Genomic DNA, 26445 nt, shown 5'->3' on the forward strand with positions numbered 1-26445 from the left:
GGGCGGCGTCTTCCTACGATCCGGGTACGGCCTGCACTGCGCGGGCCTCCCATCCGAGGAGACACACAATGACAACGCATTCACCGTCCCAACCCTCCAAGCGCCAATGGATCAAGGGGGCCGCCGCCACCGTGGGCGCGCTGGCCGTGGCGCCGCAACTGCTGGCCCAAGGCAATGGCAGCGGCCCCGTGCGCATCGGCTACGCGATTGCCCGCACGGGTCCCTGGGCTGCGGGCGCCCAGGTCAGCCAGGAGCCCAACTACCTGCTGTGGGCCGAACAGGTGAACGCCGCCGGCGGCCTGAGCATCAAGGGCGCCAAGCGCCCCATCGAACTCATCGGCTACGACGACCGCAGCGAGACCGAGACCTGCGTGCGCACGTTTGAAAAGCTCATGGGCAGCGACAAGGTGGACCTGATCCTGCCGCCCTGGGGCTCGGGCGCCAACTTCGCCATCGCGCCGCTGGCCAACCGCTTCGGCTACCCGCTGCTGGCGCCCACCGCCCTGTCGCGCAAGCTGATCGACATGAACCTGCCCTACTTCTTCTCGCTGCTGCAGCAGCCCGACAAGATGATGGGCGCGCTGGTGGACATGCTGGTGGCCAACGGCGTCAAGTCGGTGGCGATCGTCTACATGGACGACCTGTTCGGCCTGGAAAACTTCGCGGCGCTGAACAGCGCGCTCAAGAAGACCAGCATCCAGGTGGTGGAGAGGAAGAGCTACCCGCTGGGCGTGAAGGACCTGGCGCCCGTGCTGCGCGGCATCAAGGACCTGAACCCCGATGCCTTCATCGGCATCACCTACCCGCCCGACACCATCCTGGCCAGCCGCCAGGCGCGCGAGGTGGGCCTGAACCCCAAGTTCTTCTACGCCTCGGTGGGCACCGCCTTCCAGTTGTACAAGAACGTGATGCAGGCCAACACCGAAGGCGTGATCGGCATGGGATCGTGGAGCGTGAAGACCAGCCCCGAGGCCAAGGCGTATTTCGACGCCCACGTGAAGAAGTTCAGCAAGGAGCCCGACCGCTGGGCCAGCGGCCATGCCTGGGCGGGCCTGCAGATATTGCAGCAGGCCGTGGAGAAGGTGGGCCTGGACCGCAAGGCGCTGCGCGAGCACATCGCCAAGAACGAGTTCAAGACCATCCTGGGCGGCATCCGCTTTGCAGGCAGCGAGAACGCCTCCATCCCGGGCACGGTGAGCCAGTGGCAGGGCAGCGACTTCGAAGTGGTGTGGCCCAAGGACCGCGCCACGGCGCAGCTGAACACCGCAAAACCAGCCTGGAAATAACACAGTGTCTCTGACTTCCTGGGCCGAACTGGTCGCCAGCGGCCTCATTACCGGCGGCATCTACGCGCTGGTGGCCATGGGCCTGAACCTGCAGTACGGGCTGATGCGCATCATGAACATCTCGCATGGCGAATTCCTGATGCTCGGCGCCTTCCTCACCTGGTGGGCACACACCGCCTGGGGTTGGTCGCCCTTGCTGCTGATGCCCATCGCCTTCATCGCGCTGTTCGTGCTGGGCGTGGCGGTGCATGCGCTGTGCTTCAAGCGCCTGGCGGCGCGCGCACCGAACGTGGACGTGTTCGAGGCGCGCAGCCTGATGGTGGGCTTCGGCCTGATGTTCCTGGTGCAGAACACCGCCCTCTTGATCTGGGGCGGCGACCTGCGCGGCTACGAATACCTGGCCGACCCGGTGCAGGTGGCAGGCATGCGCTTCACCGAGAACAAGCTGGTGCTGTTCGGCGTGGCACTGGCGCTGTCGGCCGCGCTGATCGTGCTCCTCAAGCTCACCTTGCTGGGCAAGGCCGTGCGGGCGCTGATGCAGTCGCCCACGGGGGCGCAGCTCGTGGGCATCAACACCCGGCGCCTGCACCCGATGATGTTCGGCATCGGCCTGGGCCTGTCGGGTGTGGCGGGGGCGCTGCTGTCGATGACCTACGAGATCTCGCCCTCCATGGGCGAGCCCTACACAGTGACCGCGCTGATCGTGATCACGCTGGGCGGCTTCGGCAGCCTGGCGGGCAGCCTGGCTGGAGGCCTGCTGCTGGGTGTGGTCGAAGCCCTGGGCATGCACTTCAGCAGCCCCTCTCTCAAGATGCTGCTGAGCTACGCAGTCTTTATCGGCGTGCTCATCTGGCGCCCCAACGGTCTATTCAGAAAAAAATGAAACTCCATTCCAACAAGCCCTGGCTCGCGCTCGCAGCGGGCACGGCCGTAGTCGGCACCCTGCCCTGGCTGGTGTCCGAGTTCATGGCCTCGGTGCTGCTCAGCTGCCTGATGTACATCGCACTCGCCACGAGCTGGTCGCTGTTCTGCGGTGCTACGCGCTATCTCTCGCTGGCCACCTCTGCCTTCTTCGGCATCGGGGCGTATGCCAGCGCCACGCTGCTCGGTAGCCTGCCCTGGCCGCTGGTGATCGTGGCCGGCGCGCTGATCGCCGCCGTGGTGGCCGTCGTGATGGGTGCGGCGGTGCTGCACCTGCGCGGCACCTACTTCGCGGTGCTCACCTTCGGCATGACGGAGCTGATCCGCCATGCGGTGACCTTTGTCGAAAAGCAGGTCTCCGGCACGGTGGGCCGCGTGCTCACGGTGGTGCCGAGCAACGAGACGGTGTACCTCACGGTGCTGCTGATCGCGGCGGGCGCCATCGCCACCGCGATTGCCGTCCAGCGCAGCCGCTTCGGCCTGGCGCTCTCGGGCATCGGCGCCGACGAGCAGCGCGCGCAGACGCTGGGCGTGGACACGCGCCTGGCCAAGATCGCGGGCTTCGGCATCACCGCCGCGTTTGCGGGTGCCGTGGGCGCGGCCATGGCGGTGCGCTGGACCTACATCGAACCGGCGGCAGTGTTCAGCCCCTTCATCGGCTTCCAGACGGTGCTGATCGCGCTGATCGGCGGCGCGGCCAGCATCGGCGGCCCGGTGCTCGCGGCCATCGTCTTCAGCCTGCTGGCCGAGACGCTGCGCCTGCAGCTGCCCTATGGCTACATGATGGTGCTGGGCCTGCTCCTCATCCTGTGCGTGATGTACCTGCCCAACGGACTGGCCACGCTGTGGCAGCGCAAGCGGGCGGCCACGCCCGCCGCACCTGCCACGGAGGCTGGCCATGTCTGAGGCCCTCTTGACCATCGACAGCGTGACCGTGCGCTTTGGCGGGCTGACCGCCGTGGACGGCGTGAGCGCCACGCTGCATGCGGGCGAGCTCATCGGCATCATCGGCCCCAACGGCGCGGGCAAGACCACGTTCTTCAACGCCATCTCGGGCGTGCAGCCGCCCACTTCGGGCACGCTTGTCTGCGGGGCCGACGACCTAACCGGCAAGGGCCCGCACCACTATGCGGCCCACGGCATCGCGCGCACCTTCCAGACACCGCGCGTGTTCCCGGACATGACGGTGCGCGACAACGTGCGCTTCGGCATGCAGTTCGCGGGCCGCCACCGCCAGGGGCCCGTGGGCCTGCGCAATGAGGACGAGATCCTGGCCATGCTGGGCCTGTCAGCCCTCGCAGACCGGCCCGCAGCCGACGTGACGCCTTCGCAGCAGCGCCTGCTGGAGATCGGCATGGCCCTGGGGACGCGCCCTCGCCTCTTGCTGCTCGACGAGGTGGCCGCCGGCCTGACCGAGGCCGAGGTCGATGCCATGGCCCAGCGCATCCGCCGCCTGCGCGATGACTGGGGCCTCACTGTGGTGTGGATCGAGCATGCGGTGACCACGCTGCTCAAGTACGTGGAGCGCGTGCTGGTGCTGCACCAGGGCCGCAAGATCGCCGACGGCACGCCGGCCGAGGTGGTGCGCAACCCGGAGGTCATCGAGGCCTACCTGGGCGATGAGATGGGCACACAGGCCACGCCCGAAGGAGCTACGGCATGAGCGGCGCACACCTCTCGGTACAGGATCTGACCACGGGCTACAACGGCTTTCAGGTGCTGCAGGACCTGTCGCTCGAAGCCCAGCCCGGCATCACGGTCATCGTGGGTCCCAACGGCGCGGGCAAGACCACGCTGCTCAAGGCGCTGGCGGGGCTGCTGCCGCGCCAGGGCGCGGTACTGCTCGACGGTCAGGCCATGCCCGCAATGAATGCAACGGCCTGCGTGCAGCGCGGCCTGGCCCTGGTGGCCGAGGGCCGCCAGCTGTTTCCGCAGATGACGGTGACCGAGAACCTGGAACTCGGCGGCTGGCTGGTGCCCTCGCGGGTGCGCGCCGAGCGCCTGGCCCAGGCGTTCGAGGACTTCCCGCGCCTCAAGGAACGCGCCCAGCAGTTGGCCGGCACCATGAGCGGCGGCGAGCAGCAGATGGTGGCCGTGGCCCGCGCCATGATGAGCGGCCCGCGCCTGTTGATGCTGGACGAGCCCTCGCTGGGGCTGGCACCGCGCATGGTGGACGAACTGCTGGCCATCGTGCAGCGCATCGCGGCGCAGGGCGTCACCGTGCTCATGGTGGAGCAGAACGTGCGCAAGGCGCTGCAGGTGGCCCAGCGCGGCTATGTGCTGGAGCGCGGGCGCATCGTGGCCTCTGGCGAGGCTGCCACGCTGCTGCAATCCGATGCGGTACGCCAGGCCTATCTGGGCGTGGCCTGAATCTTTTCGACCCACTCGTATCCGACTTTTTCCCTTGTCCTTCAGGAGACTGATTCCATGACTGCCATTTCCATGCTGATCCACGGCGAGCGCGTGCAGGCCAGCGGCGGCGCGACTTTCGAGCGCCGCAACCCGCTCGACGGCTCCGTGGCCACCACCGCGCCCGCCGCCACCGTGGCCGATGCCAAGGCCGCCGCAGACACAGCCGCCAAGGCCTTCCCGGCCTGGTCTGCCCTTGGGCCCAATGCACGCCGCGCACTGCTGCTCAAGGCGGCGCACGCGCTCGAAGCCAAGGGCGACGCCTTTGCTGCCGCCATGGCCGCAGAGACCGGCGCATCAGGCCTGTGGGCTGGCTTCAACGTGCACCTGGCGGCCGGCCTGCTGCAGGAGGCTGCGGCCCTGACCACGCAGATCGCGGGCGAGGTGATTCCGTCGGACGTACCCGGCAGCCTGGCCATGGGCGTGCGCCAGGCCGCGGGCGTGGTGTTGGGCATCGCGCCGTGGAACGCGCCCATCATCCTGGGGGTGCGCGCCATCGCCACACCGCTGGCCTGCGGCAACACGGTCATCCTCAAGGGCTCGGAGCTGAGCCCCGCCACGCACGGCCTGATCATCGAGGCCCTGCAGGAAGCCGGCCTGCCCCCGGGCGTGGTGAACTTCGTGACCAACGCGCCCGCCGACGCCGGTGCGGTGGTCGAGGCCATCGTGTCCCACCCGGCCGTTCGCCGCGTGAACTTCACGGGCTCCACCAAGGTGGGCCGCATCATCGCGCAGACGTGCGCGAAGTACCTCAAGCCCGTGGTGCTGGAGCTGGGCGGCAAGGCCCCGCTGCTGGTGCTGGACGATGCGGACGTGGATGCCGCCGTAGCGGGCACCGTGTTCGGCTCGTTCGCCAACTCGGGCCAGATCTGCATGTCCACCGAACGCATCATCGTGGACAACGCCGTGGCCGACGAGTTCGTCACCAAGCTCGGCGAGCGCGCCAAGGCCCTGCCCCTGGGCGACCCGCGCAAGGGCCCGGTGGTGCTGGGGTCGGTGGTGGACATGGCCACGGTGCACCGCTGCAACGCGCTGATCGACGACGCGCTGGCCAAGGGCGCCACGCTGGTGTGCGGCGGCAAGAGCGAGAACACGCTGATGGCCGCCACCATCCTGGACCACGTGACGGCCGAGATGGACATCTACCGCGAGGAGTCGTTCGGCCCGGTCAAGCCGGTGGTGCGGGTGGACGGCGTGGAGGAGGCGATCGCCTGCGCCAACGACAACGAGTTTGGCCTGTCATCCGCCGTGTTCAGCCGCGATGTGGCGAAGGCGTGGAATGTGGCGGCGCGCATTGAGTCGGGGATTTGTCATATCAACGGGCCGACGGTGCATGACGAGGGGCAGATGCCGTTCGGGGGCGTGAAGAGTTCGGGGTACGGGCGGTTTGGGGGGATGGCGGGGGTGCGGGAGTTTACGGAGCTGCGGTGGATTACGGTGCAGACGACTGCGCGGCACTATCCGTTCTGAAGCGGTGCTGTCTGTGGATTGAGGTTGTCCTGCCGCCCATCTGTTCGGGTTGAGCTTGTCGAAATCTGGGCACATCGATCCACGTCCGTTCGGGTTGAGCCTGTCGAAACCAAGGCGCAGCGACCCACATCCGTTCGGGTTGAGCTTGTCGAAACCTGGGCGCTGCTCGCAGGCTCGCTGATGGGCAGCATGCCTTTGTTGAGGGCGGAGGCCGGGAGTCGCCCGGCGTGCGAGTAACTTTCTTTCGGGCAACCTGCGGTGCTCGGTCGTGGGGTGCGCTGCGGAACTCGCTGCGCGCTGSCGCGCTACGCTCAAACATCCGCAGCGAGTCAGTTCACGATGCGTGTGTCCTTCGGCACACGCTCACCCCACGCCCTGCGCTCCTCGGCGCATCCTGAAGGGATGGGGGAGCCAACATCCACACGGGCCATCGCTGCGCTCGGCCTGGCGGTCGCGGCGCGAAGCGCCTGCGCGTTCGGGGCCGAGCAACGCGATGGCCCGTGTGGCTGTTCGGCTGTCCACCCCCTGCTGGCTGCGCCTGCGGAGGGGCGGTTGCGGGGTGGCATGCGCGTCGGAGCGCGCATGCTTCGTGCTCTAGCTCGCCGCAGTTGTTTGAACGTAGCTGCAAAGCAGCGCAGTGAGTTCTGCGGCGCACCCCGCAACCGCCCCGACGCAGGTTTGCCCCTTCGCACCGCGAAGGGGTCGCAGACTTGGGGTCGCCTTCTCTTTGGTGACTTTCTCTTGGCGACGCAAGAGAAAGTTACCGCGCCGCCGGGCGCGCACCCCGGCTCCCGCCCTCAGCACAGGCACACCTCTCAAACCAGCGAGCTAGCGAGCAGCGCCCAGGTTTCGACAAGCTCAACCCGAACGGCTACGGGTTGCGATGCGCAACGGCTTCGACAGGCTCAGCCCGAACAGCCTGCGTTGCGAACTGTTCGGCATGTAAACGGTTTCTCGAACTCAAAGTACCGGCATCTCGACAAGCTCATCAAGCCCCCGCAGCAATCGCATCCAACGGCCACCGCGGCTTCACATCAAACGCATAGTCGCTGCTGGCCTCCTGCTGCCCCGCCTGCAACCGCATCGCCGCCGCCATCGCAATCATCGCCCCGTTGTCCGTGCACAAATGCAGCTCGGGGTAGTGCACCCGCACCCCCGCAGCCGCACAGGCCCCATTCAGCTGCGCACGCAAATGCCGATTGGCCCCCACGCCCCCGGCCACCACCACACGCTTCAAACCCGTCTGCTTGAGCGCCGTCATCGTCTTGCGCACCAGCACGTCGACGATCGCCGCCTCGGTGCTGGCTGCCAAATCAGCCTTGCGAGCTTCGAGCTCATCGCCCAGCTTCTTAGCCTGCGTGAGCACCGCCGTCTTGAGCCCCGCAAAAGAAAAATCGAGGTCCCCGCTATGCAATAGAGGCCGCGGCAGTTTGAACGCCGTGGCACTGCCCTGCTCTGCCAACCGCGACAACGCCGGGCCGCCGGGGTAGCCCAGGCCCATGAGCTTGGCGGACTTGTCGAAGGCCTCGCCGGCGGCGTCGTCGATGGTCTCGCCCAAGATTTCGTAGCGGCCCACGCCGTCCACGCGCATCAGCTGCGTATGGCCGCCCGACACCAGCAGGGCCACGAACGGAAACTCCGGCGGATCCGCGCTCAGGAAAGGCGAGAGCAGATGCCCTTCGAGGTGGTGCACGCCCAGCACGGGCTTGCCCAGCGAGGCCCCCAGCGCACACGCCACGCCGGCACCCACCAGCAAGGCTCCGGCCAGGCCCGGGCCGCGGGTGTAGGCCACCACGTCCACGTCGGCCAGCGTCTGGCCGGACTCGGTGAGCACCTGGGTAGTCAGTGGCAGCACGCGGCGGATGTGGTCGCGGCTGGCCAGCTCGGGGACCACGCCACCATAGGCCTGGTGCATCTCGATCTGGCTGTGCAGCGCGTGCGACAGCAGGGTGGGCACGGCGGCGTCGCCGGTGGAGCGCACCAGGGCCACGCCGGTTTCGTCGCAGGAGGATTCGATTCCAAGGATCAGCAAACTCATCGCCCGAGTGTAAAACCCGCACCGGTATGGCCCGCCGCCACGGCACAAAGCCCCTGCGGGCGGTGGCCGGCAGGGGCTTTGTGCGTGAGCGTGGTGCGCAGAAGGCGGAGGAGCCCACCGATTCGGCGCAACCGTCAGAGGACGGCTACCAGCGGTCCGACCGCATGCGCAGCTCCCAGCTGCCGCTGCGCAGTTCGTACACGCCCACGGCGCCGTAGCGCTGCTCGCCCTTGTCGTCCCAGGTCATGGTGCCGATCACCGGCGCATAGCCGTTGATGCTGTGCATCGCCTTGGTGATCTCTGAGGGCTCTGCCGACTTGGCCTTCTGGATGGCGGCAGACAGCACGTACATGCTGTCGTAGCTGTAATGGCCGCCGTAAGCGGGCGGCTTCTTGTAGGCCTCGATGTACTTTTCGAGGAAGGGCTTGCCGGTGGCGAATTCCTTGGCCTCCAGCACGGGCGACGTGGCGTAGATGCCATCGATGATGCCGGCGCCCTTGACCATGTCGGTGGTCTTGATGGTGTCGCCGCCCAGCAGGCTGACCTTGGTGTGGTCGACCTTGCGCAGGGCTTCGAGCAGCGCCAGCGCCTGGAAGTCGTTGAGAGTGGAGACGATGACCTCGACCTTGGCGGCCTTCAGCTCGCCGGCCAGTTCATTGAACGCCGTGGTCTTGTCGTCAAACGACTTGCGCACCACGACCTCTTTCTTCTCGGTCTTGAGTTGTGCGGCCGCGCCGTCGGCCAGGCCCTTGCCGTAGGGCGTGCCGTCGTCCAGCGCCGCGTAGCGTGCAGCACCCAACTGCGTGGCGGCGAACGAACCGATGGCGCGCGCCTGCAGGGTGTCGTTGCCGACCATGCGGAACGTGGTGGGAAAGCCCAGCTGCGTGAACTTGGGGTTGGTGGAGATCGCGATCTGCGCGATGCCCTTGGCGGCATAGATGGGGGCGGTCTCGATGCTCACGCCCGAGTTCAAATGCCCGATAACGGCCACCACGCCCGCATCCACCAGTTGCTGGGCCACCGTTTTGCCGGTGGCGGCGTCGGCCTTGTCGTCCACGGAGACCACCTCCAGCGTCACGCGCTTGCCGTCCACGGTGTAGCCGCCCTTGTTCAGCTCGGCCACCGCCAGATTCACGCCGTTGAGCAAGTCCTGACCCAGCGCCCCCAGCGGGCCGCTCAAGGGCTGGGCCACGCCGATCTTGATGGTGTCGGGCACCTTGCTGCACCCGGACAGGAGCAGCAGCGCCGCAGACGTGACCGCGGTCAGGGCCAGGCCGGCGGAAAGAAAACGGCGCCGGTCGTTAAGCTTGTTCATGCAGATTCCTCATCAGTATGTCAATGTGACCAGATGTATATGCGAGCGAATGGAAGGCGGCTATCGGGTATGCCCTGCCAATCATCAAACTATTAGCAAGTTTCAGGCCCTGCAAGGAACGATGGGCTCGGTGATGGGATGATCGGACGTCTTGCACCGCTTGCGCGCACCAATATGTGGCGTAAAAATTGCTTATGCTTCGGGGTATGAACGAGTCTTTGCGCATCGTGGTGGTGGCCCCGGACCTGGCCATTGCCGATCCCGACGACGAACACGCCGTATTGCAGGCGGAGCGTTCGCGGGCGCTGCGCATCGGGCTGCTGGAGAACAACTTCAACCTGGTGGCCACACTGCCGGCTGACGTGTTCCTGAGCGAGCGCATCGCCCAGTTGCAACCCGACCTGATCATCGTGGACGCTGAGAGCGAGGCCCGCGACGCGCTCGAGCATGTGGTGGTCGCCACGCGCGACGAACGCCGGCCCATCGTGATGTTCACCAACGACGAGGACACATCGCACGTGAAGGCCGCAGTGGCGGCGGGCGTGTCGGCCTATATCGTGGCCGGCCTGTCGCCCCAGCGCATCCGCCCCATCCTGGACGTGGCGATGGCGCGCTTTCAGCACGAACAGGCCCTGCGCGCCGAGCTGGCCGATGCCAAGACCGAGCTCAAGGACCGCAAGACCATCGACCGCGCCAAGGGCCTGCTGATGCAGCGCCAGAACCTGACCGAGCAGGCAGCGTACGAAAAGCTGCGCAAGACGGCCATGGACAAGGGCCTGAAGCTCGTGGACGTGGCCCAGCGGATGCTGGACGTGATGGACCTGCTGGGCTGAACCCGTGACATCCCCATAGGCACTGCTCGCCTGCAGCGAGGGGCTTCTCGATGTGCTGCGCGTCGGCCTTTGCCTGGCGTCCCTGCCCTGGGCCGCGCACAGTTCTCAACACCACTCCCAGATGGTGCACCGCACAAAGGCAGTGCGGGCGCTCCTGCAGCACCCATCGCACAACCATTTGATTAAAACTGGCCGCTACCGCTTGATAGACAAGCGCTACCAGCTATCAATTACATAGCAATTACTGCGCCGCCTTGGCGCGCAGCTGGTGCGTCACAGGTTGGCACGCAGCTTGCGTTAACCCTGGCAAGACCAATGAAGGTCTTGCCCCTGACAGCAGCGGCCCAATGGCGGGCCGGTGCTGATGCCAAGCCCCAATGCTTGGCAATGGACAAAGGCGTCCCCACCCGCCCCGACGTATGCATGCGTGCATCTCGCGGGGTGTGGTGTGGACGCCTTTTTGTTTTTAACGCTACGAGGAAGTGCCCCATGACCGATCTGCTTAAAACCAGCCTCAACCGCCGCACCGTGCTGCAGGCCGCTACCGTGGGCGCCGTTGGCGTCAGCCCTGCGCTGCGTGCGCTGGTGCATGCCCAGGGCTCGGACGCCCCCGAGAAGAAGGAAGTCAAGATCGGCTTCATCCCGCTGACGGACTGCGCCAGCGTGGTGATGGCCTCGGTGCTGGGCATCGACAAGAAATACGGCGTGACCATCATCCCCACCAAGGAAGCCTCCTGGGCCGGTGTGCGCGACAAGCTGGTCAACGGCGAACTCGACTTTGCCCACGTGCTGTACGGCCTGGTGTATGGCGTGCACCTGGGCTTGGCCGGCCCCAAGAAGGACATGGCCGTGCTGATGAACCTCAACCACAACGGCCAGGCCATCACGCTGTCCAAGAAGCTGGCGGACAAAGGCGCGGTCAACGGCGCGGGCCTGGCCAAGCTGATGGCCAGCGAGAAGCGCGAGTACACCTTCGCGCAGACCTTCCCCACCGGCACGCACGCCATGTGGCTGTACTACTGGCTGGCGGCCAACGGCATCAACCCGATGAAGGACGCCAAGGTCATCACCGTGCCGCCACCACAAATGGTGGCCAACATGCGCGTGGGCAACATGGACGGGTTCTGCGTGGGCGAGCCCTGGAACCACCGCGCCATCATGGACGGCATCGGCGTGACCGCCACCACCACGCAGGACATCTGGAAGGACCACCCCGAGAAGGTGCTGGGCACCACGTCCGAATTCGTGCAGAAGTACCCCAACACGGCGCGCGCCGTGACGGCCGCCATCCTGGAGGCGAGCAAGTGGATCGACGAAGGCCTGGCCAACAAGAACAAGATGGCCGAGACCATTGCCGGCAAGGCCTACGTGAACACCGGCGTGGACGCTATCAACCAGCGCATCCTGGGCCGCTACCAGGACGGCATGGGCAAGACCTGGGACGACCCCAACCACATGAAGTTCTTCAACGACGGCGCGGTGAACTTCCCGTACCTGTCGGACGGCATGTGGTTCCTCACACAACACAAGCGCTGGGGCCTGATCAAGGACCACCCTGACTACCTGAACGTGGCCAAGGCCGTGAACCGCATCGACGTCTACAAGCAGGCCGCCGCCGCATCGAAGACCCCCGTGCCCAAGACCGAAATGCGCAGCAGCAAGTTCATGGACGGCGTGGTGTGGGACGGCAAGGACCCCGCCAAGTACGCCGACAGCTTCAAGGTCAAGGCCTGATCGCCCTCGCCTGACGACGACATCCACCCCGCCAGCACCACCCGCCCCTCTTGAAGGAGAACACCATGGTCAGCGCCGTTTTTCACACCCCGTTGGATGCAGCCCCCGCGGCTGCACCGAAAACCATGAACCCTGCCCCCGCCAGCGCTGCGGCCACCGCCGTCGGCAGCACTGCACCAGCCGCCGCTGCAGGCGCTGCTGCCCCTGCCGCCACCGTGCCAGCGCAAGCCCCGCGCCGCGACTGGGCTGCCCTGTCGCGCAGCTTCTGGATGGCCGTGCTGCCGCCGCTGTGTGGCCTGGGCCTGCTCATCGGCCTGTGGGCGGTGGTCTCCACCACCACGGGCGGCAGCATTCCGACGCCCCTGGAGACATGGAAACAGGCGCTCGAGATTTTCAGCAACCCTTTCTATCGCAATGGCCCCAACGACCAGGGCGTGGGCTGGAACGTGCTGATGTCACTCGAACGCGTGGCGGTCGGCTTCGGCATGGCGGCGCTGGTGGGCATTCCGGCGGGCTTCGTGATCGGGCGTTTCAACTTCCTGTCGCGCATGTTCAACCCGCTGATTAGCTTGCTGCGCCCGGTGTCGCCCTTGGCCTGGCTGCCCATCGGGCTGCTGGTCTTCAAGGGCGCCAACCCGGCCGCCATCTGGACCATCTTCATCTGCTCCATCTGGCCCATGATCATCAACACCGCCGTGGGTGTGCAGCGCGTGCCGCAGGACTATATGAACGTGGCCCGCGTGCTCAACCTGTCGGAGTGGAAGATCGCCACCAAGATCCTGTTCCCCGCCGTGCTGCCCTACATGCTGACCGGCGTGCGCCTGGCCGTGGGCACCGCGTGGCTCGTGATTGTGGCGGCCGAGATGCTGACGGGCGGCGTGGGCATCGGGTTCTGGGTGTGGGACGAGTGGAACAACCTGAACGTTAAGAACATCATCATCGCGATCTTCGTGATCGGCATCGTCGGGCTGGTGCTGGAGTTTGCGCTCATCAAGCTGGCCACCGCATTCACGTTCGAAGAGGTCAAAGCCTGACCCTCCCCTGAGCAGCGCCTGCGGGGCTTCATCCCTTCAGGCGCCCCCCAGTGGCCCGGCCAAGCGGTGGTCACGGCGGGCCTCGAAACAACCAGGAGTTCCTCATGCACACCTCTCTCACCACCAAGTTCATCGAAGTCCATGGCGTGGAGCAGACCTTCAAGACCGCCAAGGGCATGTTCCCGGCACTGCGCGACATCAACCTCACGATCGCCAAGGGCGAGTTCGTCGCGCTGATCGGGCACTCGGGCTGCGGCAAGTCCACGCTGCTGAACCTGATTGCCGGCCTGACGACGCCCACCAACGGCGCACTGCTGTGCGCCAACAAGGAGATCAAGGGCCCGGGCCCCGAGCGCGCAGTCGTGTTCCAGAACCACTCGCTGCTGCCGTGGCTCACCTGCTTCGACAACATCTACCTGGCGGTGGAACGCGTGTTTGGCGGCAAGGAAAGCAAGGCGCAACTGCGTGCCCGCACCGACGCCGCCCTGGCGCTGGTCGGCCTGACGCCAGCCGCGCAAAAGCGCCCCGGCGAAATCTCCGGCGGCATGAAGCAGCGTGTGGGCATCGCCCGCGCCCTGTCGATGGAACCGCAGGTGCTGCTGATGGACGAGCCCTTCGGCGCGCTGGACGCGTTGACGCGCGCCAAGCTGCAGGACGAGTTGCTGGAGATCGTGGCGCGCACGCAGAGCACCGTGGTCATGGTCACGCACGATGTGGACGAGGCCGTGCTGCTGTCCGACAAGATCGTGATGATGACCAACGGCCCCGCCGCCACGATTGGCGAGGTGCTGGCCGTCGACCTGCCCCGCCCCCGCCGCCGGGTGGAGCTGGCCGAAGACGCGCAGTACGTGCACTACCGCAAAGCCGTGATCGACTTTCTGTACACCCGCCAGGGGCACGTCGAGAAAGCGGCTTGAAGCCCCGCGCTGCCAGGCGTGGCAGCACACCCCAGGCGCTGGCCGGTTCCGGTCAGCGCCTTTTTCATTCGGCCCTGATACGCACCGCAGGTTGAACGCGCGCGGCCCAAGCCAGTGCCACGGTGCAAGGGCCGCCCCGCCGCAGGGGCGGCGTGCCCTTCCAGGGCGAAGGCGCGCAGCGCCTCAGCGGGCAGTAGTCAATGACTGCCGCTGATGTACTGCTCCAGCTGCTCGATGATAAATTTCTGTTCGGAGATGATGTCCTTGACCAGATCGCCGATGGAAATCATGCCGACCAGCTTGCCGTTGTCCACCACGGGCAGATGTCGCAGACGGCCGGTGCTCATCATCTGCATGCACTGCTCGCTGGTCTGGTCGGGCCGCACAAATCGAACGGCCGATGTCATCACATCCCGCGCAATGGTGGCGGCAGAAGTGCGGCCCAGCAGCGCAATCTTTCGCGCATAGTCACGCTCGGTGAAGATGCCCACAATGGCATCGCCCTCGGTGACCACCAGCGCACCGATGCCTTTGTCAGCCATGAGCTGCAAGGCCGCCAGCACCGAATCGGTGGGCCGGATGGTGTGAACGGTGGCGTCAGGCTTGGCCTCGAGAATCTTGGAGACGATGGTCATGGAACCTCCCTCTGAAACCTGGAACAGGTGCAAAGAGATTTCAGCCCATAAGCCCCGCCAGCGCAACCCGCGCAAGCCCGATTTGCGGTGCTTTGTCGGCGATCCGCCGCATCAGTTGTTTCGTGCCTGTTGCATTCGGCCCGCAGCGAAACAAACTGAAAAGAACCGAAACCGCGACGAGACGACGCAGCGCGCAGTCATGGGCACGATAGAGCCCATGTTCAACGCACTTCTCTTGGGTTCAACGCCTGGTGGCACGAAGCTCCCGTTGTCGTTGTCGTCGTCGCAAGACACGCGCTGCATCCGGCAACTGAACGCTTCATCGATTGTTTCCAATACTGGAACAGTCAGTTTGCGACCAGCTAGTTTTTCTCTGAACAGCCCCGGCGTACAGTTCAACCCATCGATGAGCCGAACCCGCAAGGCGACTCACCGAACCCGGGATCTGGCGATGGACACCTTTCGTTCCTGCACTGGTTACCGGTTTTTTTGAGACGCTTTTTTAACTTCAAGGACTTTCATCATGAACAACACCGCACGCTTCCTCTCCATTGCCGCAGTTGCCGCTTTCGCTTCCTTCGGTGCACAAGCCGACGAAGCCGACGCTTCGCAATTCGCCACCAAGTTCGACACCAACCGCACCCGCGCTGAAGTGGCTGCAGAAGCTTCGAGCGTTGCTCAGACCCGCAGCATCGAGCCCGCAGGCTCCCGCGTGGTGACCTACAAGTCCACGGCCGACCGCGCTGCCGTGCGTGCCCAGGCTGCTGACGCCGTGCGCACTGGCCAGATTCCTTCGGGTGAGCAAGGCTGATCTGAATCCCACGGATTCAACGCCTGCCTCTCGCTGACAAGTAAACAACCTGATTTCTAAAAATTACCCTGGAGTTCCATCATGAACAAGACCGCACGCTTCCTCTCCATCGCCGCTGTGTCCGCTTTCGCTGCCTTCGGCGCCCACGCTGACGAAGCCGACGCTTCGCAATTCGCCGCCAAGTACGACACCAACCGCACCCGTGCCGAAGTCATGGTCGAAGCCTCGACCGTTGCCGCCACCAGCAGCACCATTCCTTCCGGCTCGCGCGTCCTGTCCTTTACTTCCACGGCCGACCGCGCTGCCGTGCAGGCCCAGGCAGCAGAAGCCCTGCGCACCGGCCGCATCTCGTCGGGCGAAATCGGTTCGCTGTAATCCGCAGACTGCAGCTCTGGCTGCAATGCAAAAAAGGCCGAGGCCCCCAGGGGCCTCGGCCTTTTCTTTGGTCTGAAGCCTGGCTTACTTCCCGCCGCGCGCCGCAGCCACCGCGCCCTGTACTTCCTTCCACAGGTCTTCACCCACATTGGTCGCGATGCTGGCATTCACGGCGCCCAGTTTCTCGCGCATGCGGCTGGCTTCGGCGGATGACAGTTCGTTGACCTGCATGCCTTTGCCCTTCAAATCGGCCAGTGCCTTGTTGGCCTCATCCCGCGTGTCCTGGCGCTCGAAGTCGCGGCTCTTCTTGGCGGCATCGAGCAGCACCTTCTGCTCGGCCTTCGAAAGGCCGTCCCAGTACTTCTTGCTGACCAGCACGATCCAGGGGCTGTAGACGTGGTTGGTCACCGTGAGGTACTTCTGCACCTCGTAGAACTTGCTCGACAGGATGGTGTTGTAGGGGTTCTCCTGGCCGTCGACGGTGTTCGTCTCCAGCGCCGAGAACAGCTCAGAGAACGGCAGCGGCACGGCGTTGGCGCCGAGGGTCTTGAAGCTGTCGAGGAAGACGTTGTTCTGCATCACGCGCAGCTTGATGCCGTTCATGTCCTCGAGCTTGGTGACGGGGCGCTTGCTGTTGGTCAGGTTGCGAAAACCGTTCTCCCAGTACACCAGGCCCACGAGGCCCTTTTCCTGCAGCTTGTCCATCACCTTCTGGCCCACGGGGCCGTCCAGCACCACGTCGGCTTCCTTGGCGTTGTTGAACAGGAAGGGCGTGTCCCAGATCGCCATTTCCTTGGTGATGCCCACCAGCGTGGCGGTGGAGCCGACCATCATCTCCTGCGCGCCGCCGATGAGGGCCTGCTGCATTTGCAGGTCCGAACCCAGCGCCGCGGCGCCGATGGCGCGCACCTTCATCTTGCCGCCCGAGGCCTTCTCGACCTCTTGCGCAAACAGCTTGGTGGCGCGGCCCTGGTTGGACACTTCGTTGAGGCCATAGCCAAAGCGGATGATGCGCGGCTTGAAGTCCTGGGCTGCAGCCTGGAACGAGGCGGCAAAGGCGGCCACCGACAGGGCGGCCAGCAGGGTACGGCGGAAAGTCTTCATGGTTGTCTCCATTGGCGAACGAAAGAAATACACGGAAAAAATCAGTGCGAGGCGTTACCTCATCCAGTGCACAGGTGCGGTCACGATCTGCGGGAACACCACCAGCAGCGCCATGATCAGCACATAGGTCAAGAGGAACGGGTTCACGCCGCGGATCACGGTGGGCATGGAGATGCGCCCCACGCCCGCCACCACGTTCAGCACGGTGCCCACCGGCGGCGTGACCAAGCCGATGGAGCCGTTGAGCACGAACATCAGGCCGAAGTAAACCGGATCGATCCCCGCCTTGACGGCGATGGGCAGCATCACGGGCGCGAAGATCAGGATGGTGGGCGTGAGGTCGAGCGCCGTGCCGATGAGCACCAGCACGATCATCATCACCGTCATCAACAGGCGAGGGTTCTCGACCAGCGGCCCGAGCCAGCCGGTCAGCACGCTGGGCAGGTCGGCCAGGGTGATCATGTAGCTGGCCACCTGGGCGCCAGCGCACAGGAACATCACGATGGCCGTAGTCTTGGCGGCGCGCACCAGCACGCCATAGATCTCAGGCACGCGAATCTCGCGGTGCACGAAGAGCGCCACCTCAGCGCGTAGAACGCAGCCACCACCGCCGCCTCGGTGGGCGTGAAGATGCCCGACTTCATGCCGCCGATGATGATCACCGGCATGAGCAGCGCCCAGAAGGCCTTGCCGGTGGAGCGCCAGCGCTCGCGCATCGGCAGCGGCGCGGGGCCGGCCGGCAGCACCATGCCGCGCAGCACCCAGCGCCACGCCACGATCAGGCCCGCGCCCATGATCAGCCCGGGCACCACGCCCGAGACGAACAGTGCCGAGATGGACGTGTTGGTGGTCACGCCGTAGATCACGAAGGCCATGGACGGCGGGATGATGGGGCCGATCACGCTGCCCGCGGCGATCAAGCCCGCCGATGAATCCACCGGGTAGCCGTTCTTGCGCATCATGGGCAGCAGGATGGCGGACATGGCCGCCGCATCAGCCAGGGCCGAGCCCGACATGGCCGAAAGCAGCACCGCCGCGCCGATAGCCACGTAGCCCAGGCCGCCGCGGATATGCCCCACCCAGGCCTGCGCCATGTCGATGATGCGGCGGCTGATGCCGCCCGAGTTCATCAACTCGCCCGCAAGAATGAAGAATGGCACCGCCAGCAGCGGAAAGCTGTCGACCCCGGCCACCAGGTTCTGGGCCAACAGCTGCGTATCCCAGAAATCCAGCACCCAGGCCATGCCGGCCCCGGTGAGCACCAGGGCGAGGCCCATGTTCATGCCGGTGGCCATCAAGGCCAGCATGCCGACAGAAAAAACGATGAAAGCTTGCGCTTCTGCACCCATGGCCATCACTCCAGCTCGGCGCCGTGACCGAGGTCCAGCGGCTTGCGTTGAATCAGTTCGACCAGCGCCATGACGCCAATGGCCACCGCACACAAAAAGGCCGGCAGCGGTAGCAGGGCCGACGAATACCCGAGCACCACAGAATGGCTGTCCGCACCCACCACCACCTGCTGCCAGGCGCCCCATGCAAGCATTGCGCAGGCCGCGATCACCAGCAGGCGGATCACCGCAGTCAGTACGGCGAAAGCGGCAGGGCGGCGCGCCAGCAGGCCCGCCAGCGTGGTAAAGGCCATGTGCTCACCCGCCGGGTAGGCGGCTGCCGCGCCGATGAACACCATCCAGACGAACAGCAGGCGCGACAGCTCTTCGCTGGCCACCACGCCGCTGCCAAATCCGTAGCGCAGTACCACGTTGACGAAGACGGCCACAGCCATCACGCCCAGGCAGGCGGCCATCAGGGCCTCGGCGGTGCGCGTCAAGCGCCCGGTCGGCCGGGGTGTGGGGGAATCGGGTGGGGCCGATGTGTTGCTCATGCTGCCTCCGTGGCTGCAATCCAGGCTGACGCCTGTTGTTGAAGGGTTGCCAAGTCCACCGTGGCATCGAGCCGCAACACCCCGGGCTCGCCCACAGGCGACTCGAGCGTGGCGAACTGGCTGTCCACCAGTGCGGTCGAAAAGAAGTGCGTACCCGCCCGCGCCGCCACACGCTGGCCGGCGCTGACACGGTCAATCTCCAGAAACACGAAGCGCAGGCCGGGGCACGCAGCGCGCAGGCGGTCGCGGTACGCCTTCTTGAGCGCCGAGCAGGTCAGCACCACGCCCTGCGGGTGCGCCTGCAGCAGCCGGCCCAGCGTGGCGAGCCAGCCCTCGCGGTCGGCGTCGGTCAGCGCGATGCCCTGGCGCATCTTTTCTCGGCTGGTGGGGCTGTGGTGGTCGTCCCCTTCGATCAGGGGCAGGCGCTCGGCCTGGGCCAGGGCGGAGCCCAGGCTGGACTTGCCGCAACCTGCCACGCCCATGACCACCAGAAACACCGATGACGGTACAAAATTCATATTGGTAGCGCTATCCAACGAAATTTTGAAAAAGCATCCTTGCGGGATGCTCAAAATACAGAGGAAATTTCAGCCTCTTCGGGTAAAAATCAGGCATTCGCCTTGTTCAAGCCAATGGACAGCGCTATCCTAACCAGATCACAGCCCACACCAATCCGGGTTAACCCTTTGAACAAACCAGAGTCCCGCCGCCGCTCCAGCGGCCGCACCACGCTCAGCGACGTGGCCAAAACTGCCGGGGTGAGCCCCATCACCGCGTCCCGCGCACTGCGCGGCGAGCGGGGTGTGGCCCAGGAGTTGGTGCAGCGTGTGAAGGATGCCGCGCAGCAATTGGGCTATGTGCCCGACCCCGCGGCCCGCGCCCTCGCGTCGCAACGCAGCGTGCAGGTGCCGGTGCTGGTGCCGCTGCTGTCCAACGCACTGTTCGTCGATGTGCTGGACGCCGTGCACCGCACGCTGTTCCCGCACGGGTACCAGGCGCTGATCGGCGTCACGCACTACGACCCGCAGGAAGAAGAGCAACTGCTGCGCACCTACCTGGCCCACCGCCCGGCGGGCCTGCTGGTGACGGGCTTTGACCGCACCGAGGCATCGCGCCAGATGATTGTCGCCAGCGGCGTGCCCTGCGTGCACCTGATGGAGATGACGTCCGCGCCCGGCGTGTACTGCGTGGGCTTTTCGCAGCAGGACGCAGGCCATGCCATGACGGCCCATTTGCTCGCGCAGGGCCGCAAGCACATCGCGTTTGTCGCGGCGCAGCTGGACCCGCGCACCCTACAGCGCGCCGAAGGCTACCGCCGCTGCCTGCGCGAGGCGGGCCTCTACGACCCGCGGCTGGAGCTGCTCAGCGCCCAGCCGTCCTCCATCCGACTGGGCGCCGAGCTGCTGGAAGAAGTGCTGCGCACCCGCCCCGGCGTGGATGCCGTGTTCTTCTGCAACGACGATCTGGCGCAAGGCGGCGTGCTGGCGGCGCACCGGCTGGGGCTGTCCGTACCGGCGCAGGTTGCGATTGCAGGGTTCAACGACCTGGCGGGCAGCGACCAGATGCTGCCGCCGCTGACCACCGTGCGCACACCGCGTTCGGCGATTGGCGAGGCCAGTGCGCAGATGCTGCTGGCGCTGATGCGGGGCGAATTGCCGGATCAGAACTCGGTGGACCTGGGCTTCGAGCTGACGGTGCGCGGGAGCACGTAGCCCCAGGCACGGCCGCTTCGCGGCGTCCTCCGGGGGAGGCTACCGGTGGCACGCGCAGCCGCATTCCGGGCATTGCTGGTCGTGGCAGCGCCCATTGCGAACGCGCTGCAGCCTGGGGGCAGGCTGTGCCGGCGAGCTTGGGGCCTTACACCGCTGCCAGCTCGCGGCTCGAAGACGACTCGGTCTTGCCCTTCATCTCCTTGCGCAGTGCCACCGCATCCCGCGCCTGGTTTGGCGCCGACGCGTCGATGCGGAATACCTGCACCGTCTCGGTCATGGTCTGCGCCTGGCCGTTGAGCTGCATGGCCGAGGCGGCGTTTTCCTCCACCAGCGCGGCGTTCTGCTGCGTGATGGTGTCCAGTTGCGCCACGGCCGAGTTGACCTGCGAGATGCCGCTGAGCTGCTCGTTGGAGGCGCTGTGGATCTCGCCGATCAGCGTGTTCACGCGGCGCACCAGCTCGAGGGATTCGGTCATGGTCTTCTGGGCGGCGTCGGTCTTTTCGTGTCCTTCGCTCACCTTGTGGGCCGAGTCGTCGATGAGCTGGCGGATCTCCTTGGCGGCCGACTGCGTGCGGTGCGACAGGCTGCGCACTTCCGACGCCACCACCGCAAAGCCCCGGCCCTGCTCGCCCGCGCGCGCAGCCTCGACCGCAGCGTTGAGCGCGAGGATGTTGGTCTGGAACGCGATGGAGTCGATGAGCTGCGTGATCTCGCTGATGCGGCCGGACGCGGCCTGGATCTGCTTCATGGTGCTGGCCACGCCATCCACCGCCTCGCTGCTGCGCTCGGCCACCTGGGTGGCCTGAGTGGCCAGCACGGTGGCCTGTCGCGCGGACTCGGCCGTCTGCTTGACGGTGCCGGTGATCTCCTCCATGGATGCGGCGGTCTGCTGCAGGTTGCTGGCCTGGGCCTCGGTGCGCGACGACAGGTCCTGGTTGCCCTGGGCGATCTCGCGGGTAGAGACCTGCATGTGCTCGCTTTCCTGGCGCGCGTCGCGCACGATGGACAGCAGGTTCACGTTGAGCTGCGCCAGCGCTTTTTGCAGGTCGCCCACGGTGTCGCTGCGCGACGCGGTGATCTTTTGCGTGAGGTCGCCGGCGGCCATGCGGTTGGCCCAGCGCAGCATCTGCGCCAGTGGCGCGACCGTTGCCTTGTGCAGGTACGACGCCACGCCCAACGCCAGCAGCGCCACCGCCACCCATGCCACGGTGGATGCAACCGTCATCTGGTGCCCGCCCAGCCAGGCGGCGCCAAAAGATGCGATCACCAGCAGCAAGGTGCACAGCATCATCTTGCCCATGGGCCCCAGGCGCACCGCGTTGGCCAGCCGCCCCCAGGAGGTGTTCTTCACCACCTGGCCGGCGCGCAGCACGTGCACCTGCGCGCCCGCCTGTTTTTCAGCCTGCATCTGTCGGTACAGCTGGTCGGACGCGTTGATCTGCTCGCGCGTGGCCTCGGTGCGCACCGACATGTAGCCGGTGGGCTGGTCGCCCTGCATCAGCGGTGTGACGTTGGCCATCACCCAGTAGAAGGAGCCGTCCTTGCGGCGGTTCTTGACCACAGCCGACCAGGGCGCCCCGCTGGCAATGGTCTCCCACATGTCGCGGAAGGCCTCCTCGGGCATGTCCGGGTGCCGGATCATGTTGTGGGGCTGGCCCAGAAGCTCTTCCTTTTCGTACCCGCTGACCTCGATGAACATCGGGTTGCAGTAGAGGATGCGGCCCTTGAGGTCGGTGGTCGAGACCAGGGTCTCACCCTTGGGGAAGGCATATTCTTGCGTGCTGACCGGGAGATTGACGCGCATGGAAAACCCTTTCGTGGAGATGCCTCGCACCCCATTGGGAGAACGCGGCCGTTCTGAAAGCCAGGCACATGCTAAGACGCGAAACAGGTTTTTTGAAACTATTAAATGTGCTGGGTGCAAAAAATCACCATCCTGGTGCAACGCACCAACTGCAGGCCCGGCCACCACGTTGCAGCGCACCATTGCAGAGATCTGCAGGGGCGTGACATCAAAATAGATAGCAAAGAATTCATACATATCAAGCGGCACGACCTGAAAGAGCTTGAATAAGCGCAGCACCAGCAGCTGGCATAGCCATTGCTTCGTTGAGGCTGCAGCCAAAGCTGGCTGCATGTCAGCCCGGTTCAATGGCGGATTGGGCGAACAGGACGTCGGCGTCTTCATGGAATGCGTACAGGCTGCACACAGCAGCCTGCGTGGTCCGTGCAGGCGCCTTTTTTGTTTTTCTGGCCCGGTTGCAGATGGAACCCCCGCCATCGCAGCCTTCTCGCTCTTCGCACACGACAGCCATGCTTCAATTCCGAGAGTTCCTCAAATCCGGCCACGCACCCACGCTGTGGTCGTCGTTTCTCTACTTCGGCTTCTCGTGCGCCATCTGGGTGATCAACGGCGCGATGGCGCCCTTCATCCGCGAGACCTTCAACCTCACGCCCACGCAGATGGGCATGATGCTGTCGATCCCCATCTTTGCGGGTGCGCTGATGCGCTTTCCGCTGGGCATCCTCGCGCAGTACATCGGGCGCAAGAACGCCACGCTGGTCGAGATGGCGGGCATCTTCTTCGCCATGGGCTATGGCTTCTTGTTCGTGCACACCTACAACGACCTGCTGGCCATGGGCGTGCTGCTGGGCGTGGCGGGTGCGAGCTTCGGCGTGGCGCTGTCGCTGGGCTCGGGCTCGTTTCCGCCGCGCTACAAGGGCCTGGCCATGGGCATCGTGGGCGCGGGCAATGTGGGCACGGCGGTGGCAGCCCTGCTCGCACCCGCACTGGCGCAAAAGTTTGGCTGGCAGGCCGTGTATGGCTTTGCTGCGGTGAGCGTGGCCGTGCCCGCGCTGGTGATGGCCATCTACGCCAAGGAGCCGCCTGACCTGGCAGCGCATTCGAGCTTTCGCGACCACATCGCCTGTTTGTTCGAGAAGGACGGCTGGGCGTTCAGTCTGATCTACGCGGTGACCTTTGGCGGCTTTATCGGCCTGACCACGTTTTTGCCCAGCTACTTCAGCGACCAGTTCGCCGTGAGCAAAGTGCAGGCGGGGCAGTTGACGATGATGGCGGCCTTTCTGGGCGCGGCCCTGCGCATCTTCGGCGGCTGGCTGTCGGACCACTGGGGCGGCGTCAACACACTGACCGGCGTGCTGGCCATCACCGCCGTGAGCATGGTGCTGTGTGGCCTGGCGGAAAACTCGCTGCCCGTCACCATGCTGCTGTTCCTGCTGTGCTTTGCAGCCCTGGGCGCAGGCAACGGCGCACTGTTCCAACTGGTGCCCCTGCGCTGGCCGCTGACCACGGCGGTGGCGGGATCAATGATCGGCGAGATCGGCGCACTGGGCGGCGGGCTGATCCCCAACGGGATGGGTATCTCGCGCCAGTACACGGGCACGTACCTGTGGGGCTTCGTGGGGATCGCGGTGTGCGCGCTGGCCATGCTGGTGCTGCTGCGGGTGATGCAGCAGCGCTGGACACGGACGTGGGCGGAGAAGGGTGGGCGGGCGCGCAGCGCATGACGTGCGTGAGCACGTAAGCGCGCAACGCTTGCCGACCTTTCGGTAAAAGGGCGTTCATACAAAGGTTTGAGGGGCCCCAACCCTCCGCGTCCGCACGCTTCATGCAGCGCCCTGAAAACCCCCTCTCCCCTCGCGGGAGAGGGTTGGGGAGAGAGGGCAGAACAGGCAGTGCGCCCCGTAGTAGCACCCCCCTCTCCCCCCGCCCTCTCCCGCAAGGGGAGAGGGAGTCAAGGCACCGCCGCGCCAGGTGGTTAAGCGCTGGGGCGGCTCAAGGCGCAGCAAAGCGCTGCACTTCAAACTAAAAATGCCCCTAACGCTTTCTGGACAAGCGCTACCAGCTACTTTTTTGATAGCAGAACCATCCCCGCCCTACCTCGGCAAGAACACCAGCCAATACACCAGCAGCACATTCACCAACACACTCACGACCAGCGCGATCTTCCACAGCGCCATGGCGTCGCGCTGCATCAAAGGCTGGGGACCGGTAGAGCCCAACGGACGTGACGCACCACGCTCCAGCGCCAGCAGCATTTCTTCTGCCGTCTCGAACCGCTGCGCACGCTGGCGCGCCACTGCCTTCAAGGCAATGTGATCGAGCCAGATCGGCACACCCGGGTGGTGGCGGCTGGGGGCCACCGGATCGCGGTGGTAGCGACCCAGCTGGTACGGCACGACGTCGCCATACGGCAGGCGGCCCTGGCTGAGCAGCTGGTACAGCGTCACCCCCAGGGCGAACAGGTCGCTGCCGGCATCGGGCAGTTGCCCCTCTGTGTCCGCGCTGCGCTCGTAGCCCGGCCACTGCTCGGGGTTCATGTAGGTGGGCGTGCCTGCGTGCAGGCGGCGCGTGGCGGCGGGTTCGCGTCCGGACAGGGCCACGCCCAGGTCCAGCACGCGCAGCACGCCGTCGTCGCCCAGGTGCAGGTTGTCGGGCTTGATGTCCCGGTGCACCACGCCCTGGCGGTGCAGCCAGCCCAGCACCCGCGCGGCCTGCACGGTGACCGCCAGGGCCTGGGCCACGCTCAGGTGCTCGCGGCGGCGCAGGCGCTGGCCCAGAGTGGCGCCTGCATGCCAGTCGTACAGCAGGTAGAAGGCGCTGGCGCCGGGGGGCGCGGCCTCGTCCGCGATGGCACTGGCAGCGGTGGCGGCGTCGTGGGGCGGCCAGTCGTTCAGCCGCGCCAGATGCGTGGCCGCCTGGCCGGACTGCATGCGCCGCGCCACCCAGGCTTCGTGGGCCAGCGTAGCGCGTTCTTCGGCGTCATGGGCGCGCGACGGCAGCAGGGTCTTGAGGGCGTACAGCCGCTGCGTGGCGCCCTCGCGCCCGGCATCGCGGACCTGGTAGATACGGTGGATGCCGCTGTCGGCCACCAACGCTGTCACCGTGAGGCCGTCGACCTGGTCGCCCACCTTGAGCAGCGGCAGCACGGGCAGGTCCTGGGCGCGGCGGGACTCGTCCTGCAGCGTGGCCTCCTGCACGCCCTGCACGCGCACCACCAGCGCGGTCACGTTGTCGTTGCTGCCGCGGCGCAGTGCGGCTTCGGTCAGCGCATCGCTCAAGGCCTGCGCTGTGCCTCCCTCGCGCAGCAGGTGGCGCAGCTCGCGCTCGGGCACGCTGCCATGCACGCCGTCGGACAGCAGCACAAACAGGTCGCCGCTGTGCAGCTCGCCCTGGCTGTAGTCGACCACCACGTGGTCATCCAGCCCCATGGCACGGGTGATCTGGTGCGCGAAGTCGCGCTGCGCCATCACGTGGTCGGTGGTCAGCAACTGCAGGCGGCCACCACGCAGCAGGTAGGCGCGCGTGTCGCCCACATGGGCCAGCGTGTACGACTGCCCCCGCAGCACCAGGGCCGTGAGCGTGGTCAGCCCCACCGCGGGCTGGCGGCGCCGGTTCATGGACGCCAGCCAGCCGTTGTGCGCACTCAAGATGCGGTCCAGCGCCACGGTGGTGTCCCAGGTGTCGGGCGTGGCGAAGTAGTCGTTCACCAGCGTGTTCACGGTGGTCTGCGCGGCCTCGCGGCCATTGCCGCCGGTGCTCACACCATCGGCAATGGCAGCAATGGCACCCCGCTCGCGGTCGCGTCCCTGCCCGGCCACCAGCGCGGCAAAGTCCTCGTTCAGCGGCTTGCGCCCTGCCTCGGAGGTGTAGCCAAAGTCCAGTTCAAAACTCATGCACCAGCTCCATGCAGGTTTCATGCCCAAGGTGGTGCATGCCGCGCCAGGCCAGGGCGCCCGCACCCAGCGCCTGCGCAGCCCTGGGGCCGATGCGCACCACCACCCAGCCGTTCCGCCGTGTGCCGCCCCACATCAGTGCGCAGCGACTGGCACAGGCATTGCTTTACACCACCAACGACCCTTCGGGGTCTCGCGGCTCCCCCTTGCAATGGCGCACGGAAGAGCTGCCCGGACAAAGGCGTCCCCACATGCCGTTTCGAGATGGATCG

At 66.0% G+C, this 26445-nt stretch carries 23 protein-coding genes and 1 pseudogene; 15 read left to right on the plus strand and 9 right to left on the minus strand.

Annotated elements, in window-relative coordinates:
- The first annotated feature begins 68 nt into the window (after positions 1 to 68).
- The 6 genes from ASF16_RS18025 to ASF16_RS18050 are packed head-to-tail and all read left to right on the plus strand — an operon-like array spanning position 69 to position 6086.
- Positions 69 to 1286: an amino acid ABC transporter substrate-binding protein gene (locus ASF16_RS18025; RefSeq protein ID WP_056170352.1), complete on the plus strand. Its 1218-nt coding sequence runs from the start codon at positions 69 to 71 to the stop codon at positions 1284 to 1286.
- A gap of 4 nt (positions 1287 to 1290) precedes the next feature.
- Positions 1291 to 2169: a branched-chain amino acid ABC transporter permease gene (locus ASF16_RS18030; RefSeq protein WP_056170355.1), complete on the plus strand. Its 879-nt coding sequence runs from the start codon at positions 1291 to 1293 to the stop codon at positions 2167 to 2169.
- The gene (locus tag ASF16_RS18035; protein WP_056170358.1) at positions 2166 to 3113 is read left to right on the plus strand and encodes a branched-chain amino acid ABC transporter permease; all 948 of its coding nucleotides are present in this window, start codon (positions 2166 to 2168) and stop codon (positions 3111 to 3113) included. Before ASF16_RS18030 ends, ASF16_RS18035 begins: the two co-directional genes overlap by 4 nt.
- A complete protein-coding gene (locus ASF16_RS18040; protein ID WP_056170360.1) occupies positions 3106 to 3870 on the plus strand; it encodes an ABC transporter ATP-binding protein in 765 nt (254 codons plus the stop codon). Before ASF16_RS18035 ends, ASF16_RS18040 begins: the two co-directional genes overlap by 8 nt.
- A complete protein-coding gene (locus ASF16_RS18045; RefSeq protein ID WP_056170363.1) occupies positions 3867 to 4577 on the plus strand; it encodes an ABC transporter ATP-binding protein in 711 nt (236 codons plus the stop codon). Before ASF16_RS18040 ends, ASF16_RS18045 begins: the two co-directional genes overlap by 4 nt.
- 57 nt (positions 4578 to 4634) lie before the next feature.
- On the plus strand, positions 4635 to 6086 hold the full coding sequence (locus ASF16_RS18050; RefSeq protein WP_056170367.1) for an aldehyde dehydrogenase: 1452 nt from the start codon (positions 4635 to 4637) through the stop codon (positions 6084 to 6086).
- Between the two features lie 988 nt (positions 6087 to 7074).
- Here the strand turns inward: ASF16_RS18050 and tsaD are convergent.
- A complete protein-coding gene (gene tsaD, locus ASF16_RS18055; RefSeq protein WP_056170370.1) occupies positions 7075 to 8124 on the minus strand; it encodes a tRNA (adenosine(37)-N6)-threonylcarbamoyltransferase complex transferase subunit TsaD in 1050 nt (349 codons plus the stop codon).
- A 145-nt stretch (positions 8125 to 8269) separates the two neighbouring features.
- Entirely contained in the window at positions 8270 to 9439 is a 1170-nt protein-coding gene (locus ASF16_RS18060; protein WP_056170373.1) for a branched-chain amino acid ABC transporter substrate-binding protein, read from the minus strand.
- A 206-nt stretch (positions 9440 to 9645) separates the two neighbouring features.
- Between ASF16_RS18060 and ASF16_RS18065 the strand changes: the two genes are divergently transcribed.
- The 4 genes from ASF16_RS18065 (at position 9646) to ASF16_RS18080 (ending at position 13957) form a co-directional block, all read left to right on the plus strand.
- Positions 9646 to 10272, plus strand: a complete 627-nt coding sequence (locus ASF16_RS18065) for an ANTAR domain-containing response regulator (protein WP_056170376.1) — start codon at positions 9646 to 9648, stop codon at positions 10270 to 10272.
- 489 nt (positions 10273 to 10761) lie between these two features.
- Positions 10762 to 12006, plus strand: a complete 1245-nt coding sequence (locus tag ASF16_RS18070) for a CmpA/NrtA family ABC transporter substrate-binding protein (RefSeq protein ID WP_056170379.1) — start codon at positions 10762 to 10764, stop codon at positions 12004 to 12006.
- Between the two features lie 65 nt (positions 12007 to 12071).
- Positions 12072 to 13040, plus strand: a complete 969-nt coding sequence (gene ntrB / locus ASF16_RS18075) for a nitrate ABC transporter permease (RefSeq protein ID WP_056170768.1) — start codon at positions 12072 to 12074, stop codon at positions 13038 to 13040.
- A gap of 104 nt (positions 13041 to 13144) precedes the next feature.
- Entirely contained in the window at positions 13145 to 13957 is an 813-nt protein-coding gene (locus tag ASF16_RS18080) for an ABC transporter ATP-binding protein (protein ID WP_056170382.1), read from the plus strand.
- Between the two features lie 197 nt (positions 13958 to 14154).
- Here the strand turns inward: ASF16_RS18080 and ASF16_RS18085 are convergent, their stop codons facing one another.
- The gene (locus ASF16_RS18085; protein WP_056170385.1) at positions 14155 to 14592 is read right to left on the minus strand and encodes a CBS domain-containing protein; all 438 of its coding nucleotides are present in this window, start codon (positions 14590 to 14592) and stop codon (positions 14155 to 14157) included.
- On the opposite strand from ASF16_RS18085, the gene ASF16_RS26265 reads away from it, so the two are divergent.
- The 3 genes from ASF16_RS26265 to ASF16_RS18095 all read left to right on the plus strand — a co-directional run bounded on the left by ASF16_RS26265 (position 14591) and on the right by ASF16_RS18095 (position 15778).
- On the plus strand, positions 14591 to 15085 hold the full coding sequence (locus tag ASF16_RS26265) for a hypothetical protein (protein ID WP_156372124.1): 495 nt from the start codon (positions 14591 to 14593) through the stop codon (positions 15083 to 15085). The genes ASF16_RS18085 and ASF16_RS26265 overlap by 2 nt on opposite strands.
- Positions 15086 to 15115: 30 nt before the next feature.
- Positions 15116 to 15403 carry a hypothetical protein gene (locus ASF16_RS18090; protein ID WP_056170388.1) on the plus strand — a complete coding sequence of 96 codons (288 nt, stop codon included), beginning with the start codon at positions 15116 to 15118 and terminating at the stop codon, positions 15401 to 15403.
- A gap of 81 nt (positions 15404 to 15484) precedes the next feature.
- Entirely contained in the window at positions 15485 to 15778 is a 294-nt protein-coding gene (locus ASF16_RS18095; protein ID WP_056170390.1) for a hypothetical protein, read from the plus strand.
- 84 nt (positions 15779 to 15862) lie between these two features.
- On the opposite strand, the gene ASF16_RS18100 is transcribed toward ASF16_RS18095, so the two are convergent.
- The 4 genes and pseudogenes from ASF16_RS18100 to ASF16_RS18115 form a co-directional block, all read right to left on the minus strand.
- Entirely contained in the window at positions 15863 to 16882 is a 1020-nt protein-coding gene (locus ASF16_RS18100; RefSeq protein ID WP_056170393.1) for a TRAP transporter substrate-binding protein, read from the minus strand.
- Positions 16883 to 16936: 54 nt separating this feature from the next.
- A pseudogene (locus tag ASF16_RS18105) lies at positions 16937 to 18231 on the minus strand (TRAP transporter large permease).
- A gap of 5 nt (positions 18232 to 18236) precedes the next feature.
- A complete protein-coding gene (locus tag ASF16_RS18110; RefSeq protein WP_056170396.1) occupies positions 18237 to 18764 on the minus strand; it encodes a TRAP transporter small permease in 528 nt (175 codons plus the stop codon).
- Positions 18761 to 19246, minus strand: a complete 486-nt coding sequence (locus tag ASF16_RS18115) for a gluconokinase (RefSeq protein ID WP_056170771.1) — start codon at positions 19244 to 19246, stop codon at positions 18761 to 18763. Before ASF16_RS18115 ends, ASF16_RS18110 begins: the two co-directional genes overlap by 4 nt.
- Positions 19247 to 19450: 204 nt before the next feature.
- On the opposite strand from ASF16_RS18115, the gene ASF16_RS18120 reads away from it, so the two are divergent.
- The gene (locus ASF16_RS18120) at positions 19451 to 20476 is read left to right on the plus strand and encodes a LacI family DNA-binding transcriptional regulator (RefSeq protein WP_056170400.1); all 1026 of its coding nucleotides are present in this window, start codon (positions 19451 to 19453) and stop codon (positions 20474 to 20476) included.
- Between the two features lie 145 nt (positions 20477 to 20621).
- Here ASF16_RS18120 and ASF16_RS18125 read toward each other — a convergent pair whose 3' ends face one another.
- Positions 20622 to 22280, minus strand: a complete 1659-nt coding sequence (locus ASF16_RS18125) for a PAS domain-containing methyl-accepting chemotaxis protein (RefSeq protein ID WP_056170404.1) — start codon at positions 22278 to 22280, stop codon at positions 20622 to 20624.
- 509 nt (positions 22281 to 22789) lie between these two features.
- On the opposite strand from ASF16_RS18125, the gene ASF16_RS18130 reads away from it, so the two are divergent.
- Positions 22790 to 24004, plus strand: coding sequence for a nitrate/nitrite transporter (locus ASF16_RS18130; RefSeq protein ID WP_056170407.1), 1215 nt, complete (start codon positions 22790 to 22792; stop codon positions 24002 to 24004).
- Positions 24005 to 24373: 369 nt separating this feature from the next.
- On the opposite strand, the gene ASF16_RS18135 is transcribed toward ASF16_RS18130, so the two are convergent.
- Complete coding sequence (locus tag ASF16_RS18135) at positions 24374 to 26173, minus strand: bifunctional protein-serine/threonine kinase/phosphatase (protein ID WP_056170410.1); 1800 nt, start codon at positions 26171 to 26173, stop codon at positions 24374 to 24376.
- Positions 26174 to 26445 lie beyond the last annotated feature (272 nt).

The sequence above is a fragment of the Acidovorax sp. Leaf78 genome, from assembly GCF_001422735.1.
Classification (GTDB): domain Bacteria; phylum Pseudomonadota; class Gammaproteobacteria; order Burkholderiales; family Burkholderiaceae_C; genus Acidovorax.

Bases quoted from the DNA above. Each gene is read 5' to 3' on its own strand.
- ASF16_RS18025 (WP_056170352.1), top strand. From the start codon at position 69: ATGACAACGCATTCACCGTCCCAACCCTCCAAGCGCCAATGGATCAAG.
- ASF16_RS18035 (WP_056170358.1), top strand. From the start codon at position 2,166: ATGAAACTCCATTCCAACAAGCCCTGGCTCGCGCTCGCAGCGGGCACG.
- ASF16_RS18040 (WP_056170360.1), top strand. From the start codon at position 3,106: ATGTCTGAGGCCCTCTTGACCATCGACAGCGTGACCGTGCGCTTTGGC.
- ASF16_RS18045 (WP_056170363.1), top strand. From the start codon at position 3,867: ATGAGCGGCGCACACCTCTCGGTACAGGATCTGACCACGGGCTACAAC.
- ASF16_RS18050 (WP_056170367.1), top strand. From the start codon at position 4,635: ATGACTGCCATTTCCATGCTGATCCACGGCGAGCGCGTGCAGGCCAGC.
- tsaD (WP_056170370.1), bottom strand. From the start codon at position 8,124: ATGAGTTTGCTGATCCTTGGAATCGAATCCTCCTGCGACGAAACCGGC.
- ASF16_RS18060 (WP_056170373.1), bottom strand. From the start codon at position 9,439: ATGAACAAGCTTAACGACCGGCGCCGTTTTCTTTCCGCCGGCCTGGCC.
- ASF16_RS18065 (WP_056170376.1), top strand. From the start codon at position 9,646: ATGAACGAGTCTTTGCGCATCGTGGTGGTGGCCCCGGACCTGGCCATT.
- ASF16_RS18070 (WP_056170379.1), top strand. From the start codon at position 10,762: ATGACCGATCTGCTTAAAACCAGCCTCAACCGCCGCACCGTGCTGCAG.
- ntrB (WP_056170768.1), top strand. From the start codon at position 12,072: ATGGTCAGCGCCGTTTTTCACACCCCGTTGGATGCAGCCCCCGCGGCT.
- ASF16_RS18080 (WP_056170382.1), top strand. From the start codon at position 13,145: ATGCACACCTCTCTCACCACCAAGTTCATCGAAGTCCATGGCGTGGAG.
- ASF16_RS26265 (WP_156372124.1), top strand. From the start codon at position 14,591: ATGGAACCTCCCTCTGAAACCTGGAACAGGTGCAAAGAGATTTCAGCC.
- ASF16_RS18085 (WP_056170385.1), bottom strand. From the start codon at position 14,592: ATGACCATCGTCTCCAAGATTCTCGAGGCCAAGCCTGACGCCACCGTT.
- ASF16_RS18090 (WP_056170388.1), top strand. From the start codon at position 15,116: ATGAACAACACCGCACGCTTCCTCTCCATTGCCGCAGTTGCCGCTTTC.
- ASF16_RS18095 (WP_056170390.1), top strand. From the start codon at position 15,485: ATGAACAAGACCGCACGCTTCCTCTCCATCGCCGCTGTGTCCGCTTTC.
- ASF16_RS18100 (WP_056170393.1), bottom strand. From the start codon at position 16,882: ATGAAGACTTTCCGCCGTACCCTGCTGGCCGCCCTGTCGGTGGCCGCC.
- ASF16_RS18110 (WP_056170396.1), bottom strand. From the start codon at position 18,764: ATGAGCAACACATCGGCCCCACCCGATTCCCCCACACCCCGGCCGACC.
- ASF16_RS18115 (WP_056170771.1), bottom strand. From the start codon at position 19,246: ATGGGCGTGGCAGGTTGCGGCAAGTCCAGCCTGGGCTCCGCCCTGGCC.
- ASF16_RS18125 (WP_056170404.1), bottom strand. From the start codon at position 22,280: ATGCGCGTCAATCTCCCGGTCAGCACGCAAGAATATGCCTTCCCCAAG.
- ASF16_RS18130 (WP_056170407.1), top strand. From the start codon at position 22,790: ATGCTTCAATTCCGAGAGTTCCTCAAATCCGGCCACGCACCCACGCTG.
- ASF16_RS18135 (WP_056170410.1), bottom strand. From the start codon at position 26,173: ATGAGTTTTGAACTGGACTTTGGCTACACCTCCGAGGCAGGGCGCAAG.